This is a genomic window from Enterococcus raffinosus (genome assembly GCF_019175485.1).
GTDB classification, from domain to species: Bacteria; Bacillota; Bacilli; order Lactobacillales; family Enterococcaceae; genus Enterococcus_A; species Enterococcus_A raffinosus.
In genome coordinates, this window is sequence record NZ_CP072888.1 from 735,223 (window position 1) to 749,356 (window position 14,134).

The window sequence follows — 14,134 nt, forward strand, 5'->3', positions numbered from 1 at the left end:
ATCAAATGAAAAAGAATTTGAAATACAATTTGATTTGGCTAGCTTTGATCGTAATTGGATACGTAGTTTTATACGTAGCTTATTCTGCTGGAATGGTCAACTTGTTCTTAGACAATATTCTCGTTCAAATCGGTATTAATATCATTTTAGCAGTTGGTTTGAACCTTATTATTGGATTTTCGGGTCAGTTCTCTTTAGGACATGCTGGCTTCATGGCGATCGGAGCCTATGCGGCTGCATTGATTTCAATGAACACACCGACTTATGGCGGTTTTTTCTTAGGAATGGCTGTTGGTGTGATCTTAGCCGGTCTTGTTGCTGTAGCAGTTGGAATTCCAACATTGCGTTTGAGCGGTGATTATCTAGCGATTGCCACACTAGGTGTAGCGGAGATTATTCGTATTTTATTAATTAACTTTAAAGAGATTACGAATGGTCCTTCTGGTTTATTTGGTATCGAACCTTTTGTTGATTGGCAAATGGTTTATGGCTTCATGGCGATCACTACATTATTTATTGTTAACTATATACGTTCAGGTGCTGGCCGTGCGACGATGGCAATTCGTGAAGATGAGATTGCGGCGGAAGCGATGGGGGTCAATACTACGAAATACAAGGTAATGGCTTTTGCTTTTGGCGCGATGACGGCAAGTATTGCTGGTTCTTTGTACGCTGGATATTTACAATCAATTGCACCAAAGGATTTTGCCTTTACAAAGTCCGTTGATATTTTAATTTTAGTCGTATTAGGTGGAATTGGTAGTGTGACAGGAACATTTATCGCAGCAGTTCTTTTAGGCATTATTAATATGTATCTTCAGGATTTTGGGACATTACGGATGATTATTTACGCGTTAGCATTAATTATCTTGATGATTTTCAAACCTGGCGGATTGTTAGGCACAAAAGAATTGTCTGTGAAGAAGATTTTAGATAAGTTTAAAAAGGGAGATGACCAGAATGCCTCTGTTGGAAATTAAAGATTTAACTAAAAACTTTGGCGGTTTGGCGGCGGTCTCCAATGTCAATATCGCGTTAGAAGAAAATCAATTAGTGGGATTGATTGGGCCGAATGGTGCAGGGAAAACAACTCTGTTTAATTTGATTACAGGTGTTTACGAACCAAGTGAAGGAGACGTTTTACTAGAGGCGGATGGAAAAACTCATCGATTGAATGGTCAAAAGCCATACGCTATTGCTGATCTTGGTTTAAGTCGAACCTTTCAGAATATTCGTTTGTTTAAGGATTTAACGGTTTTAGACAATGTTTTAATCGCTATGAACAGTAAAAATAAAGAAAGCTTTTTCTCTAGTGTTTTGCGTTTACCAGCGTTTTATAACAAAGAGGATAAGTTAAAAGAAGAAGCATTGAAATTATTGACGATTTTTGATTTACAAGACAAAGCAGAAAATTTGGCTCGTAATTTGCCTTATGGTGAACAACGACGCTTGGAAATTGTTCGTGCATTAGCTACAAAACCAAAAATTCTCTTCTTGGATGAACCTGCGGCTGGAATGAATCCACAGGAAACAGCGGCATTAACATTGCTGATCCGAAAGATCCAAAAGGAATTTCAAATTACGATTTTGCTGATTGAGCACGACATGAGTTTGGTCATGGACGTCTGCGAAAGAATTTATGTTTTAGAATATGGTCGTATTTTAGCAGAAGGTATTCCAGAAGAAATTAAAAATAATCCTGAGGTTATCAAAGCCTATCTTGGAGGTGAGCTATAATGCTGAAAATTGATAATCTTTCGGTTCATTACGGCATGATCCAGGCTGTACGGGATGTTAGCTTTGAAGTAAATCAGGGAGAAATCGTTTCTCTGATCGGAGCAAATGGTGCAGGGAAAACGACCATTTTACGAACGATCTCTGGTTTAAATCAACCCTCTAAAGGGACTATTACTTTTGAAGGTTCTCCTATCCAAAAGAAAGCTCCAAGGCGAATTGTTGCTCAAGGGATTTCACAGGTTCCAGAAGGAAGACATGTTTTTCCTGGATTAACTGTTTTGGAAAATTTAGAGATGGGGGCATATTTACGCAAAGATGGAGATATTCAACAAGATTATGAACATGTTTATGAAAAGTTTCCTATCTTGAAAGAGCGTTTGAATCAAGACGCGTCCACCTTATCCGGTGGTGAACAGCAAATGTTAGCAATGGGACGGGCTTTGATGTCTAAACCGCGTTTATTATTGCTCGATGAGCCTTCAATGGGATTGGCACCAATTTTTATTCAAGAAATTTTTAACATCATACAAGAGATTCAAAAACAAGGAACGACCGTTTTATTGATTGAACAAAATGCTAAGATGGCATTGTCAATTGCTGACCGTGGCTATGTGTTGGAAACAGGTAAAGTAGTCTTGTCAGGGACTGGTCAAGAATTGCTAGAGAGTGAAGAAGTGAAGAAAGCTTATCTAGGAGGATAAAACATGAGTGTAAAGGATTTTATGACAGAAGATTTGGTGACGGTCACACCAAAGACAAAAATATTTGATGCGGTCGATTTAATGAAGAAATATGATATTCATCGTTTACCGGTTATGGAGGAGGAACAATTGGTAGGTTTGATTACTGAAGGAACAATTCAAGAAGCACTTCCTTCAAAAGCTACCAGCTTAAGTGTTCATGAAGTCAATTACTTATTAAATAAAACAGTTGTCTCAGATGTGATGATCAAGGATGTTAAAACAATTTCCCCAGATGCGGAATTAGAAGATGGCATCTATCTGATGCGTCAAAACAAAATTAATGTATTGCCTGTCCTTGATGGGACGAAATTAGTTGGGATTATTACTAATAATGATATATTTGATGCGTTCTTAAAACTCACAGGGTATTATGAAGGTGGGACTCGGGTTCAACTAAAAATCTTAGAAGACAAAAAAGGTGTGCTAGCAAGAGTAGCGAAGATTTTGGCTGATCATGATTTCAGTATCCTGACTGTTATCGTAGATCATCAAGTCAATGCGACAATTTTAGAAATTCAGCTAGCTAGCAAAGAAACTGAAGAAATTAAGCAGCTATTGACGGATAATGGTTATGAAGTGTTGAAAGCCATAATCACACAACCTTAAATGAAAGGACGACTGAGTGATCAGTTGTCCTTTTCTTTTATTGTATGATAAAATGTTTTGGACGGAGGGGAATATATGTCTAAAAAGAACAAAGATATCCAAGTTCAGGTTACTGAAGAAGAGCGTGTTATTGATGGAAAGAAACAAGCAATTACTCAATTAATGATTGGTAAAAAAGTTATTGGTGAAATTATTCCAGAAAACAAAAATTTTCAAGCCTATAATGATGGACATCTTTTAGGGAATTACAAGTCATTAGATGATGGGATCGAAGCCTTAATTCGTAACTGGAACTTACATGAATAATTTTTGAAAAAAGTACTTGCATTTTTTTTGAAGATTAGGTATTATAACTGAGTCGGGTTTTTAAATAATAAAAAAACCTATTTGGAGGAGTAGCGAAGTGGCTAAACGCGACGGACTGTAAATCCGTTCCTTAGGGTTCAGTGGTTCGAATCCACTCTCCTCCACCATTGGGGTATAGCCAAGCGGTAAGGCAAGGGACTTTGACTCCCTCATGCGTTGGTTCGAATCCAGCTACCCCAGTTGTTAAGTGAGTTGCAAAAGCAGCTCACTTTTTTTGTTTTTATATAACAATTATTTAGAGCCGCTGATCTTCTCAGCTGCTCATTAGTAACTAATGGTTGACCGTAAGTCGTCTTAGCTTCATAAGTCCCCACAGGCATACAACACAAAGCAAGAAAACTATAAAAAGCAATAAAGATATTGCGGCATAGAGAAATATTGAAGTATTGGTCACTGTTAGAAATGGACCAATGATCCACTTGTCTATGACTTGTTGGACTTCATGGCGTAAAAGACTAAAAGCTTGTGATATTTCTGGTAGATTACTATGCTCTGGTAAAATACTGGTATAACTTCCGAACGCTTTGTTGCCGATAGATAGGTAACCTAATGTAAAATTACCTATACTTACACCGCCAAGGGCCAAGTTGCCTAAAGCCAATAAGCCGATACCAAGATTTCCAAAAGCAACAGCTCCTAATGCAAGGTTTCCAGCACTGAAAAAGCCCAATGTCAAAATTCCTGCTGAAAATATCCCCAGAGAAAGCAGCCCGAGCGAGAAGATCCCTTTCGTGAAAATCCCTAATGAAAAAACTCCTGATGAGAAGAAACCTACACTAAAAATCCCTCGAGCAACGGGAATTAATTGTTTCTTATGCCTCATTGTACTGAGTGCGAATCTACGATTATGCCACAACAGTTCTGAAAGATTTGGAATAATTATATGCAGCAAGGGCAGATGAAACAATATAATTTCTGAACGATATTCAAAATACAACGTCGGCTCTCGTTCATTTAGCAAGTTGTCTAACGAAATATCCAATAATTGCGCGATCTGTTTTAGCGTATCAATATCAGGGTACCCAGCCCCGCGCTCCCATTTAGAAACCGTTCGATCGGATACATATAAGATATTTGCGAGTTGTTTTTGTGTTAGTTCGTTTCGTTGACGATAATTTCTTAATTGCGTCCCTAAAAAATTGTCCATTTGATTTCCTCTTTCTTGTTGATAAATTAAGCATAGCGAATTGTTAAGGAAATGAATAGGGAATTTGATGAAATAGCCATTCTACTTTGCGTAGAGTCTTGTCAAATCAAGCTTTTACAAAAAAATAGTGAAGTAAAAGGTTTCTCACTTGAAGCCCTTTAAAATATACGCTACATTTAAATGGAAGAAGCAAAGAGAGAATCAAACAGAATTGCAAGTGGTAGGCTATGTTAAAAACTACCTTTAGAAGTCTGTGAATTTTTAAATGAGAAGGGAGAAGAAATGAATGAATAAAGTAGAAGAAGTCAAAGAAATGTTAACAGAGACTGTGGCAAAAATTTATAGTACGATTAAAGACAGTTCATTAGAAGTAACAAAAGAAAAAGGACAGGTGCCTCGTGTACGTTCTGTTCGTCCAACTCGCCATACTATTAAGTGGAAGGCAAAAAATCATTGATTAAAAAGAAGCGCTCAGAATTTCTGGGCGCTTCTTTTTAATGGTCAATCTCAATGCCTAGAACAGTCAAATGACCATTGCCAACTAATTTAATGACTAATTTAGAAAGGCTGTCAGCATCCATTGTCGTCTCACTGGTGATCCACCAATGCAAGGTGCCTACAAAAATAGATGTCATGTATTCAATAATAAAATCTAATGGGACTTCGATATCATTTTCAGTAATCCTCAGTCGCTTGAATACGTGGGCATATTTTTCATTTAAAATTTCCGCAACTTTTTTCCGCAGGATTTCATTTCCAGAAGCATCCATAATAGTCAAAAAGAATTTTCGATTTGCTTGAATTTGTTCGTAAATGTTTTTCAGAACCATTTCAATTTTACGAACTTTTAATCGATTGCCTTGAACAATTTGATCAGGATCAAGCACTGCGGCAAAAGCATCAATAGCTTGTTTAAAAATATGGTCATAGAGATCTTGCTTGTCTTTAAAATGCGCATAAAAAGTCGCTCGATTAATCATTGCTTCATCGGCAATTTCTTGCACGGTGATGTTATCATACCCTTTTTGTTCCACTAGATGGATAAAAGCCTCCATAATCATTTTATTGGTTCGCTTTACACGCAGGTCAATTTTTTTTACCATAATAATTCCTTTCATTTTACAACAGATCGCTTCAGAATGTTGCTTATCACACGAATGAAATGGTTTTGAGTATTGCATAACGTTTGAAATGTTTTTAGAATATACGTGAGTAGTATAACAAACACTTTGTAAGTTAATCAACATGTGTTGTTAAAAATGGAAGGTAGGAATAATTATGACATTACGAGCGGGGATTGATGTTGGCTCTACAACCGTCAAGTTGGTCATTTTGAATGAACAAAACGATAGTTTATTTGCGAAGTATGAACGTCACTTTTCAGATGTGAAAGCTGCCACAGAACGTGTGTTGCGAGAAGCTGAAGAAGTAATTGGTAGTCAAGGAATGACTATGAGCATCACTGGATCCGGTGGGATGGGTTTAGCAGATGTTTTGGAGATTCCTTTTGTGCAAGAGGTAATCGCGTGTACACGCACTGTTGAGGAAGTTATTCCTGAAACGGATGTAGCAATCGAGCTTGGCGGAGAAGACGCAAAGATTACATTTTTTGAAGGTGCTCTCGAGCAACGTATGAATGGTAGCTGTGCAGGAGGTACAGGCGCTTTTATCGATCAAATGGCTGTTCTATTAAAAACAGATGCCAATGGGGTAAATGAGTTAGCTAAAAATTATAAAACGATTTATCCAATTGCTTCTCGTTGTGGCGTATTCGCTAAAACTGATGTACAGCCGTTGATTAATGAAGGAGCGGCCAAAGAAGATATTGCTGCGAGTATTTTCCAAGCAGTGGTTAATCAAACAATTGCTGGTTTAGCAGCCGGTCGTAAAATTAAAGGGAACATTGCGTTTCTTGGTGGTCCCTTATTCTTTATGTCTGAACTGCGCCAACGATTTATTGAGACCTTGAATATCGCGCCAGAGAATGTCATTTTTCCAGAAAATCCACAGCTTTTTGTCGCTATGGGTGCTGCCTTTTATTCAGAGGAGGCAGAGACAACTTCTCTTAAGGAGCTGTTGCACCGTTTGACAACGGCAGAAGAAGGGCACTTGTCTCCATCAGACACGTTAGAGCCATTATTTGCTGATGAAACTGATTTAGCTGATTTTCGAATGCGACACGGGCAAGCCCAAGCACAAGAGAAAAGCTTAACCGACCATGAAGGGGTGGCATTCTTAGGAATAGATGCCGGTTCAACAACAACCAAAGTAGCATTGATTGACGATAGCGGAAACTTAATGTATTCATTTTATGGCAATAACCAAGGCCAACCATTGGAAACGACTATGACCGTATTGAAAGATCTCTATTCAAAATTACCTGAGCATGTATTTATCGGAAAAGCAGCAGTGACTGGCTATGGAGAGCAGCTAATAAAGAATGCTTTAAAAGTTGATATCGGTGAAGTGGAGACGATGGCCCATTATAAGGCTGCCAATCATTTCCAACCAGGTGTTGATTTCATTTTGGATATCGGCGGTCAGGATATGAAGGCGATGACCATCAAAGACGGTGCGTTGTCCTCCATTCAATTAAATGAAGCCTGTTCGTCTGGCTGTGGTTCGTTTATTGAAACCTTTGCCAAATCATTGAATTATAATGTAGAAGATTTTGCAAAAGCCGCATTGAAATCAAAAGCACCTGTTGATTTAGGTTCTCGTTGTACCGTTTTTATGAACTCTAAAGTCAAACAGGTGCAAAAAGAAGGCGCTTCTGTTGGCGATATTTCTGCTGGCTTGTCTTATTCGGTGATCAAGAATGCGATTTACAAAGTAATCAAAGTGCGTCGACCAGAGGAACTTGGTAAGAAAATTGTCTGTCAAGGTGGAACATTCTATAACGAAGCTGTTTTACGAGCTTTTGAAATGGTGACAGGACGAGAAGTTGTCCGACCATCAATTGCTGGGTTAATGGGTGCGTTTGGAGCGGCATTGATTGCGCTAGAAAATTATGAGGTCGGTGAAAAAACCGAAACGCTATCTTTAGCTGAAATTGATAGTTTCACTGCTGAGAAAGAATTTACACATTGCGGATTATGTGAAAACAATTGCATGTTGACTGTCACACTGTTTTCTGATGGTCGTCAGTTCATTACTGGAAATCGGTGTGAACGTGGTGCTCGGATTAAAGTGAAGCGAGAAGATAAAAAAGTCAACTTGGTAGATTACAAATATCGTCGTCTATTCAAATACCGTCCGTTAAGAAAGAAAGAGGCTGTTCGTGGTGAAATTGGTATTCCACGTGTGCTGAACATGTATGAAAATTATCCATTATGGCATACATTTTTTAGCGACTTAGGCTTCCGAGTAAAATTATCACCTCGTTCAAACAAAGAATTGTATGAACAAGGGATGGAAACAATTCCTAGTGATACTGCTTGTTACCCAGCGAAAATTGCTCACGGGCACATCCAAGCCTTGATTGATGATGGTATACCAATGATTTTCTACCCTGGAGTTGTTTTTGAACGGGAAGAGTCAAAGGAAGCGGATAATCATTTTAACTGTCCAATTGTTCAAAGTTATCCTGATGTTATACGGAACAATGTTGATGATATCCGTGAAGGAAAAGTTGACTATCGTAATCCGTATCTAAATCTAGCAAATGAAGCATCTGTTGCTGCTGTTTTAGGAAGATGCTTCCAAGATATAGGGATTACACAAGAAGAAATCAACCAAGCATTGCATCATGCTTATGAAGAATTAGAAGCATTTAAAGAAGATATTCGCCAAAAAGGGGAAGAAACCTTATTAATGCTTAATCAAAAAGGGGAACGCGGTGTCGTTCTTTCTGGCCGCCCGTATCATTTGGACCCAGAAATCAATCACGGTATTGCAGAAGTGATTACCCAAGAAGGATTTCATGTATTAACAGAAGACAGTGTCTCTCATTTAAGCGACGTGGGAAATCTTCGCGTAGTGAATCAATGGGTATATCATTCTCGTCTGTATGCTGCAGCTCGAGTAGTAGCAAAATCTAAAAGTCTAGAACTTGTTCAACTAAACTCCTTTGGATGCGGCTTGGATGCTGTAACGACGGATCAAGTTGAAGAAATCATGGAGCAGTACGGTAAAATCTATACCGTTTTAAAAATTGATGAAGGATCAAATCTTGGTGCTATCAGAATTCGTTTGCGTTCATTGAAGGCGGCGGTTAACGAACGTGATAAATCTAATTTCGAACCAGTAAGACGTTTTGAAGAGCCTGAAAAGATCGTCTTTACGAAAGAAATGCGCAAAAAGCATACCTTGTTATTGCCAATGCTTAGTCCAATTCATCAATCAGGCTTGTTTGATATTGCATTGGAGGCTTCAGGCTATAATGTGGTTTGTTTACCGGCGATGGATCGAGAAGCGATCAATGTGGGGTTAAAATTTGTCAATAATGATTCTTGTTACCCGGCGATTATTTCTATTGGTCAACTAGTTGAGGCTTTGCAAAGCGGTGAGTATGATTTAGACAATACAAGTGTGATGATGAGTCAAACTGGTGGAGGCTGTCGTGCGACGAACTATATTCCATTATTACGCAAAGCATTGAACGATGCTGGGTTCCCGCAAGTCCCAGTTGTTTCCGTGTCCCTTGGAAATAAAGGGGTAGAAAGCAATCCTGGCTTCAAATATACGTTACCTATGTTGAAACGGATTGTCGTTGCAATTCTTTATGGAGATCTATTTGAGCGAGTAGTGTATAGGACACGTCCTTACGAATTGGAAAAAGGGCAAATTGATGCGCTACATGATGAATGGTTGAAGAAAGTGGAGAGCAATGTTCGCAATGGTTCTCTGACAATTTTTAATCGTAATATGAAAAAAATCATCAAAGATTTTGATACAGTACCAATCTCAAATGAAGTGAAGCCGAAAGTCGGCGTTGTTGGAGAAATTTTAGTAAAATATTCCCCAACAGCCAATAATGACATCGTTCGTTTATTGGAAGCAGAAGGTGCGGAGGCAGTTGTTCCAGATTTAATCGGGTTTATGAACTACTCTTTGTATAATCAAATTTGGAAATACGACAACATGGGAATGCCGAAGAAAAACAAAACGATTGCTGAAATGGCCATTAAATTGATTGAGGTAGTGGAAAAACCAATGGATAAAGCATTGCGTGCCTCTAAACGATTTACAGGCATCCATTCTATTTATCAACTAGCTGAAGATGCTAGTAAAATTCTTTCCATCGGGAATCACACAGGTGAAGGATGGTTCTTGACTGGCGAAATGATTGATTTATTGAAAACAGGGGTAAATAACATTGTATGTATGCAGCCATTTGGGTGTTTGCCAAACCATGTCGTTGGTAAAGGTGTTATCAAAGAACTGCGTCATCAATATCCAAAATCAAATATTGCGGCTATTGATTATGACCCAGGTGTTTCAATCGTAAATCAGCTAAATCGTATTCGTTTGATGATGGCTACAGCCAATAAACAATTAAAAGAAGAAGTTAAAAATTAACGTCGAGAGTAGACCAATTAAAATAGGTCTGCTCTTTTGTTTTTAGAGAAAAGATGAAGGAGAAGAAAGAGCAAAGGATTTTTGTTGTGCATTAGGTATATACCAGTTATAATGAAAGTAGAAAAAATTGAACGGGGTGACGGAACGTGGCGAATCAGGTGCCAGTTTATATTCAAATACATGATCAATTGAAGCATGAAATTGAAAAGGGTGTATGGAAGATTGGGGCTCGCTTGCCTTCTGAACGAGAATTATCGTTAAGATTTGGAGTAAGTCGGATGACTCTCCGTCAGGCGATTCAAACATTGTCGGATGAGGGGATTTTAGAACGAAAAATTGGATCAGGTACTTATGTTGCAAGTAAGAAAGTCCAAGAAAAAATGAGTGGAACCACAAGCTTTACCGATATTATGGAATCGTTAGGCAAAGTGCCTTCAAGTAAAACAATTTCTTTCTTCCACTCACGAGCAAGCTCTAGTGAAGCAGAGAAACTTGGCTTGGAAAAGGGTGAGCAGGTATTGCGGATGGAACGAATTCGATATGCAGATGATGTGCCCATTTGTTTCGAAGTGGCCAGTATTCCCGCAAAATTAATAGAAGGCTTCAGCAAAGAAGAAATCACAGACTCCTTTTATCATAGTTTACAAGAAAAAGGATTCGAAATAGGGCGAGCAAATCAAACTGTGTCAGCTATTCTGGCTTCAGAGCAAATTGCTGAGTTCTTAGACGTAAAGCGCGGAGATGCGATTTTACGTTTACGTCAGGTGTCATATTTAGCGGATGAACGACCATTTGAATATGTGAGAACGCAATATGTTGGCAGTCGCTTTGAATTTTATTTAGAAAAATAATCCAAGAGTCTATGCCTCTTGGATCATTTGCTCGAAATAAGTAGTTTCTCCAGTTTTGAAGTGAACTTGTCCATTTAATAAATCTATAACTTTAGATTCGAAAGTTTCAACGTGGTTTTCATCGACCATGCAGGTAACAATAACTTGATCGGTGAACTGGGTATCTTTTACCACTACTTGTTCGTTGGTGATAAAGTTCTCCATTTTTCCCCAATTTGGATAGTCTAATTGGACAAAAACCTCTTGCTGTAGACGTCCTTCTACAATGCCGGTAGAGGCTATTGCTTGAGCGACGGCACCTGAATATGCACGAATTAGACCACCAGCACCGAGTTTAGTTCCGCCAAAATAGCGAGTAACCACAGCGCAAACATTTATTAGATTATTTTTTTTCAGCACTTCTAACATTGGAACACCAGCAGTTCCACTAGGCTCACCATCGTCTGATGAGCGTTGAATTTCGTTGTGTTCGCCTAAAACAAACGCACTACAATTATGATTGGCTTTCCAATGTTCTTTTTTGATCTGTTGAATAAAGTTTTTCGCTTCGTCTTCTGATTCAATACGCTTTAAAAAGCAAATGAAGCGAGATTTTTTTATTTCGATTTCATGTTGATTGTCTTCTTTGATGGTTCGATAATTTTGCAGCATAATTTTGCCTCACTTTAATTTTCTCTATTATAGTATAGGAGATATATGGTGTGGGTTTCAACTATTGGTTATTTGACAAACTATTTTTTGTTTAAAGGTGAGGGATGAGAATGACACGAGTAAAAAAATACGATGGCATAACACATTATTTAAAAAGTAATAATGGCTCACAGGTGACGCTAACCTTTACACAATTTGATGAGCTGTTGTTCCCTCGCAGTGGTCTGCCGCACACTGCTCGACAGGATCTTGATTGGTGGGCGAATGATTACCGTCATCCAGAAAAGGGAGCTTACGGCTGGTTAAATGCAAACTATGAAGTAGTACAAGTAAATCTAGACAAAGAATATGTGGTTTTCAATAAACTAGTAAAATCAAGTTGGCTCATGAAAAACTGAAAAATACATAAAAAGGAGGTGCAGCATTCAATTGCTGTGCCTCCTTTTTTGTACTATAGAAAGAAGCTAAACCTAAAGCTTGGAAGTGTTGATTGCGTACTTTTGAAAAAGGAGAGTGTGTATGGTGATTACTGGTCAGCATTTGCTGCGAAGAGAATGGGAAGCTTTTTATCCTAATATAAATTTGAAAGCTGCCGAAAAAAGACCGGCAATGAAAGAGAATGAAGAAGGTTGGATGTGTCAACGCTGTGGAGAAGTGTCACGGGAAAAAACGCCTGCTAATTTCTTTTATTGCCCTCATTGCTTAGTTTTAGGTCGTGTTGATAGCAGAAGTTTTCTTTATTACTTTCCAGTTAAAAAGCTGCCTGCAAGGAAAATAATGCTTGTTTGGACAGGGGAGCTTTCTTCTGCACAAAGAAAAATTGCGGAGAAGCTTCTAGAAGACAAGACTTCAGCAAATACTTTTCTTCTTTGGGCAGTGACTGGTGCAGGAAAAACTGAAATTTTATTTCTTCTATTAAAAGCCTCACTTGAACAAGGAAAAAGAGTTGCTGTGGCATCACCAAGAATTGATGTTTGTAACGAGCTTTACATACGTTTCTGCCATGCATTTCCAAAAGAAAAGATCAGTCTTTTTCATGGAGAAGATCGCAAAGATAATGGGGATGCTTTTGTTGTATGCACAGTTCACCAACTTTTACGTTATCATGATTATTTTGATTTAGTCATTGTAGATGAAGTAGATGCATTTCCTTATTCATCAGATCCCTTACTAAAACGAGCGGTAAATAATGCACAAAAAAAAGAGGGCAACCGCATTTATTTAAGTGCAACGCCAGATGAACAATTAAAGAAAGAGGTCGATCATTTCTATTATTTGCCAGCACGTTATCATCGTCGTAAGTTGCCGGTTCCAAAATTATTTTTTTCTTGGCGCTTAGAAAAATATTTAAGCAAGGGAAAGTTACCTAAAAATATTATGGTCAAAATAGCTGAACTACTTGAGAAAAATAATGTATTGCTTTTCTGCCCGAACATCCCGTTATTAGCGAAAATGGCGAATTTTATTCAAAATACATTTTCGAATATAAAACTAACGACGGTTTACTCACAAGATAAGGAACGATTGATTAAAGTTGAAAATATGAGAGACGGAAAGTATCAATTGTTGCTGACAACGACGATTTTAGAACGAGGTGTAACTTTTGAAAAAGTTTCAGTTATCGTTTTACAGGCATCACATCGTGTCTTTAATAAATCGGCATTGGTTCAAATTGCTGGAAGGGCGGACCGTAAGGGGCATTATACGAAAGCTGAAGTCCTTTTTATCAGCAGTGAAGTAACTATATCGATTAGAAAGGCAATCGTCGAAATCGAAGAAAATAATCGTCAGGCGTTCAAGGAGGGACTAATTGATGCGTTGTAGTTGTTGTCAAGAAGAATTGGTTAACAATTTAACGTTACGGGAACTGTTTTTTTCAAGTAATCGACGCTGCTATTATTGTGAAAAATTGTTTTCTAAAATTGATCAAGAAACGGCATGCCCAGGTTGCGGTCGTTCTAACTCACTAGAGTTGTGCCAAGATTGCTATTTGTGGGAGCAAAAACTTGGCTTTGTTATGAATAATATAAGCTTATTCCATTACGATGAGGGCTTTCGACAATGGATCGAGCGCTATAAATTTATAGGAGATTACCGGTTGAGAGGCGCCTTTTTAGTAGAATTGACACAAACACTCCAATTTTTTCGTGGATATTTAATCTGTCCGCTTCCTCTTTCAAAAGAACGTTTCGAGCAAAGAGGCTTCAATCAAGTTTGTGGCTGCTTGGATTTGACAAGATGTTCTTATGAAGCTTTGCTGAAGCGAGTTGAGTTGGCGCCTCAATCAGAAAAATCACGTGAAGAGCGTTTGCAAATGACCCAACCTTTTGAATTGAAAGTATCAAAAGAAAAAATTAGAAATCAAAGAGTTTTATTAGTAGATGATGTTTATACCACTGGACGTACACTGTTCCATGCGGCAGAATTACTTTATAAAAATGGTGCAGAAACGGTGAAAAGCTTGACTTTTGCTCGCTAAAATGCATCCATTTTGCTTTTGAAATTGATAGCGA

General features: G+C 38.2%; 14 protein-coding genes and 2 tRNA genes. 13 read left to right on the forward strand and 3 right to left on the reverse strand.

Annotated features, from left to right (window positions below):
• Positions 1-5: 5 nt before the first annotated feature.
• From J9537_RS03620 to J9537_RS03650, 7 genes are all read left to right on the forward strand, one after another.
• Complete coding sequence (locus J9537_RS03620) at positions 6-980, forward strand: branched-chain amino acid ABC transporter permease (protein WP_218256754.1); 975 nt, start codon at positions 6-8, stop codon at positions 978-980.
• The gene (locus J9537_RS03625; protein ID WP_218256755.1) at positions 961-1,737 is read left to right on the forward strand and encodes an ABC transporter ATP-binding protein; all 777 of its coding nucleotides are present in this window, start codon (positions 961-963) and stop codon (positions 1,735-1,737) included. The genes J9537_RS03620 and J9537_RS03625 overlap by 20 nt, the downstream gene beginning before the upstream one ends.
• Complete coding sequence (locus J9537_RS03630; RefSeq protein ID WP_218256756.1) at positions 1,737-2,438, forward strand: ABC transporter ATP-binding protein; 702 nt, start codon at positions 1,737-1,739, stop codon at positions 2,436-2,438. The genes J9537_RS03625 and J9537_RS03630 overlap by 1 nt, the downstream gene beginning before the upstream one ends.
• A gap of 3 nt (positions 2,439-2,441) precedes the next feature.
• Positions 2,442-3,086, forward strand: a complete 645-nt coding sequence (locus J9537_RS03635) for a CBS and ACT domain-containing protein (RefSeq protein WP_218256757.1) — start codon at positions 2,442-2,444, stop codon at positions 3,084-3,086.
• 75 nt (positions 3,087-3,161) lie between these two features.
• Positions 3,162-3,392, forward strand: coding sequence for a DUF2969 domain-containing protein (locus J9537_RS03640; RefSeq protein WP_010746736.1), 231 nt, complete (start codon positions 3,162-3,164; stop codon positions 3,390-3,392).
• Between the two features lie 83 nt (positions 3,393-3,475).
• A tRNA-Tyr gene (locus J9537_RS03645) sits at positions 3,476-3,559 on the forward strand.
• Position 3,560: 1 nt separating this feature from the next.
• Positions 3,561-3,632, forward strand: a tRNA-Gln gene (locus tag J9537_RS03650).
• A 91-nt stretch (positions 3,633-3,723) separates the two neighbouring features.
• On the opposite strand, the gene J9537_RS03655 is transcribed toward J9537_RS03650, so the two are convergent.
• Positions 3,724-4,599, reverse strand: coding sequence for a helix-turn-helix domain-containing protein (locus tag J9537_RS03655; RefSeq protein WP_218256758.1), 876 nt, complete (start codon positions 4,597-4,599; stop codon positions 3,724-3,726).
• A gap of 286 nt (positions 4,600-4,885) precedes the next feature.
• Between J9537_RS03655 and J9537_RS03660 the strand changes: the two genes are divergently transcribed.
• On the forward strand, positions 4,886-5,056 hold the full coding sequence (locus tag J9537_RS03660; RefSeq protein WP_218256759.1) for a hypothetical protein: 171 nt from the start codon (positions 4,886-4,888) through the stop codon (positions 5,054-5,056).
• A gap of 37 nt (positions 5,057-5,093) precedes the next feature.
• On the opposite strand, the gene J9537_RS03665 is transcribed toward J9537_RS03660, so the two are convergent.
• Positions 5,094-5,702: a TetR/AcrR family transcriptional regulator gene (locus J9537_RS03665; protein WP_218256760.1), complete on the reverse strand. Its 609-nt coding sequence runs from the start codon at positions 5,700-5,702 to the stop codon at positions 5,094-5,096.
• Between the two features lie 175 nt (positions 5,703-5,877).
• Between J9537_RS03665 and J9537_RS03670 the strand changes: the two genes are divergently transcribed.
• Both J9537_RS03670 and J9537_RS03675 read left to right on the forward strand, forming a co-directional pair.
• Positions 5,878-10,119, forward strand: a complete 4,242-nt coding sequence (locus J9537_RS03670; protein WP_218256761.1) for a 2-hydroxyacyl-CoA dehydratase — start codon at positions 5,878-5,880, stop codon at positions 10,117-10,119.
• A gap of 146 nt (positions 10,120-10,265) precedes the next feature.
• Complete coding sequence (locus tag J9537_RS03675) at positions 10,266-10,970, forward strand: GntR family transcriptional regulator (RefSeq protein WP_218256762.1); 705 nt, start codon at positions 10,266-10,268, stop codon at positions 10,968-10,970.
• A gap of 9 nt (positions 10,971-10,979) precedes the next feature.
• Here J9537_RS03675 and J9537_RS03680 read toward each other — a convergent pair whose 3' ends face one another.
• Positions 10,980-11,621, reverse strand: coding sequence for a YigZ family protein (locus J9537_RS03680; RefSeq protein WP_218256763.1), 642 nt, complete (start codon positions 11,619-11,621; stop codon positions 10,980-10,982).
• Between the two features lie 110 nt (positions 11,622-11,731).
• On the opposite strand from J9537_RS03680, the gene J9537_RS03685 reads away from it, so the two are divergent.
• The 3 genes from J9537_RS03685 to J9537_RS03695 all read left to right on the forward strand — a co-directional run bounded on the left by J9537_RS03685 (position 11,732) and on the right by J9537_RS03695 (position 14,100).
• Positions 11,732-12,019 (forward strand): DUF7662 domain-containing protein, encoded by a 288-nt coding sequence (locus tag J9537_RS03685; protein WP_376713198.1) that lies wholly within the window; start codon positions 11,732-11,734, stop codon positions 12,017-12,019.
• Positions 12,020-12,140: 121 nt separating this feature from the next.
• Complete coding sequence (locus J9537_RS03690; protein ID WP_218256765.1) at positions 12,141-13,445, forward strand: DEAD/DEAH box helicase family protein; 1,305 nt, start codon at positions 12,141-12,143, stop codon at positions 13,443-13,445.
• Positions 13,435-14,100, forward strand: coding sequence for a ComF family protein (locus J9537_RS03695; protein WP_218256766.1), 666 nt, complete (start codon positions 13,435-13,437; stop codon positions 14,098-14,100). Before J9537_RS03690 ends, J9537_RS03695 begins: the two co-directional genes overlap by 11 nt.
• Positions 14,101-14,134: the final 34 nt, after the last annotated feature.

Excerpts from the sequence above, each read along its gene's own strand:
- J9537_RS03620 (WP_218256754.1), top strand. The coding sequence starts at position 6 with ATGAAAAAGAATTTGAAATACAATTTGATTTGGCTAGCTTTGATCGTA.
- J9537_RS03625 (WP_218256755.1), top strand. The coding sequence starts at position 961 with ATGCCTCTGTTGGAAATTAAAGATTTAACTAAAAACTTTGGCGGTTTG.
- J9537_RS03630 (WP_218256756.1), top strand. The coding sequence starts at position 1,737 with ATGCTGAAAATTGATAATCTTTCGGTTCATTACGGCATGATCCAGGCT.
- J9537_RS03635 (WP_218256757.1), top strand. The coding sequence starts at position 2,442 with ATGAGTGTAAAGGATTTTATGACAGAAGATTTGGTGACGGTCACACCA.
- J9537_RS03640 (WP_010746736.1), top strand. The coding sequence starts at position 3,162 with ATGTCTAAAAAGAACAAAGATATCCAAGTTCAGGTTACTGAAGAAGAG.
- J9537_RS03655 (WP_218256758.1), bottom strand. The coding sequence starts at position 4,599 with ATGGACAATTTTTTAGGGACGCAATTAAGAAATTATCGTCAACGAAAC.
- J9537_RS03660 (WP_218256759.1), top strand. The coding sequence starts at position 4,886 with ATGAATAAAGTAGAAGAAGTCAAAGAAATGTTAACAGAGACTGTGGCA.
- J9537_RS03665 (WP_218256760.1), bottom strand. The coding sequence starts at position 5,702 with ATGGTAAAAAAAATTGACCTGCGTGTAAAGCGAACCAATAAAATGATT.
- J9537_RS03670 (WP_218256761.1), top strand. The coding sequence starts at position 5,878 with ATGACATTACGAGCGGGGATTGATGTTGGCTCTACAACCGTCAAGTTG.
- J9537_RS03680 (WP_218256763.1), bottom strand. The coding sequence starts at position 11,621 with ATGCTGCAAAATTATCGAACCATCAAAGAAGACAATCAACATGAAATC.
- J9537_RS03685 (WP_376713198.1), top strand. The coding sequence starts at position 11,732 with ATGACACGAGTAAAAAAATACGATGGCATAACACATTATTTAAAAAGT.
- J9537_RS03690 (WP_218256765.1), top strand. The coding sequence starts at position 12,141 with ATGGTGATTACTGGTCAGCATTTGCTGCGAAGAGAATGGGAAGCTTTT.
- J9537_RS03695 (WP_218256766.1), top strand. The coding sequence starts at position 13,435 with ATGCGTTGTAGTTGTTGTCAAGAAGAATTGGTTAACAATTTAACGTTA.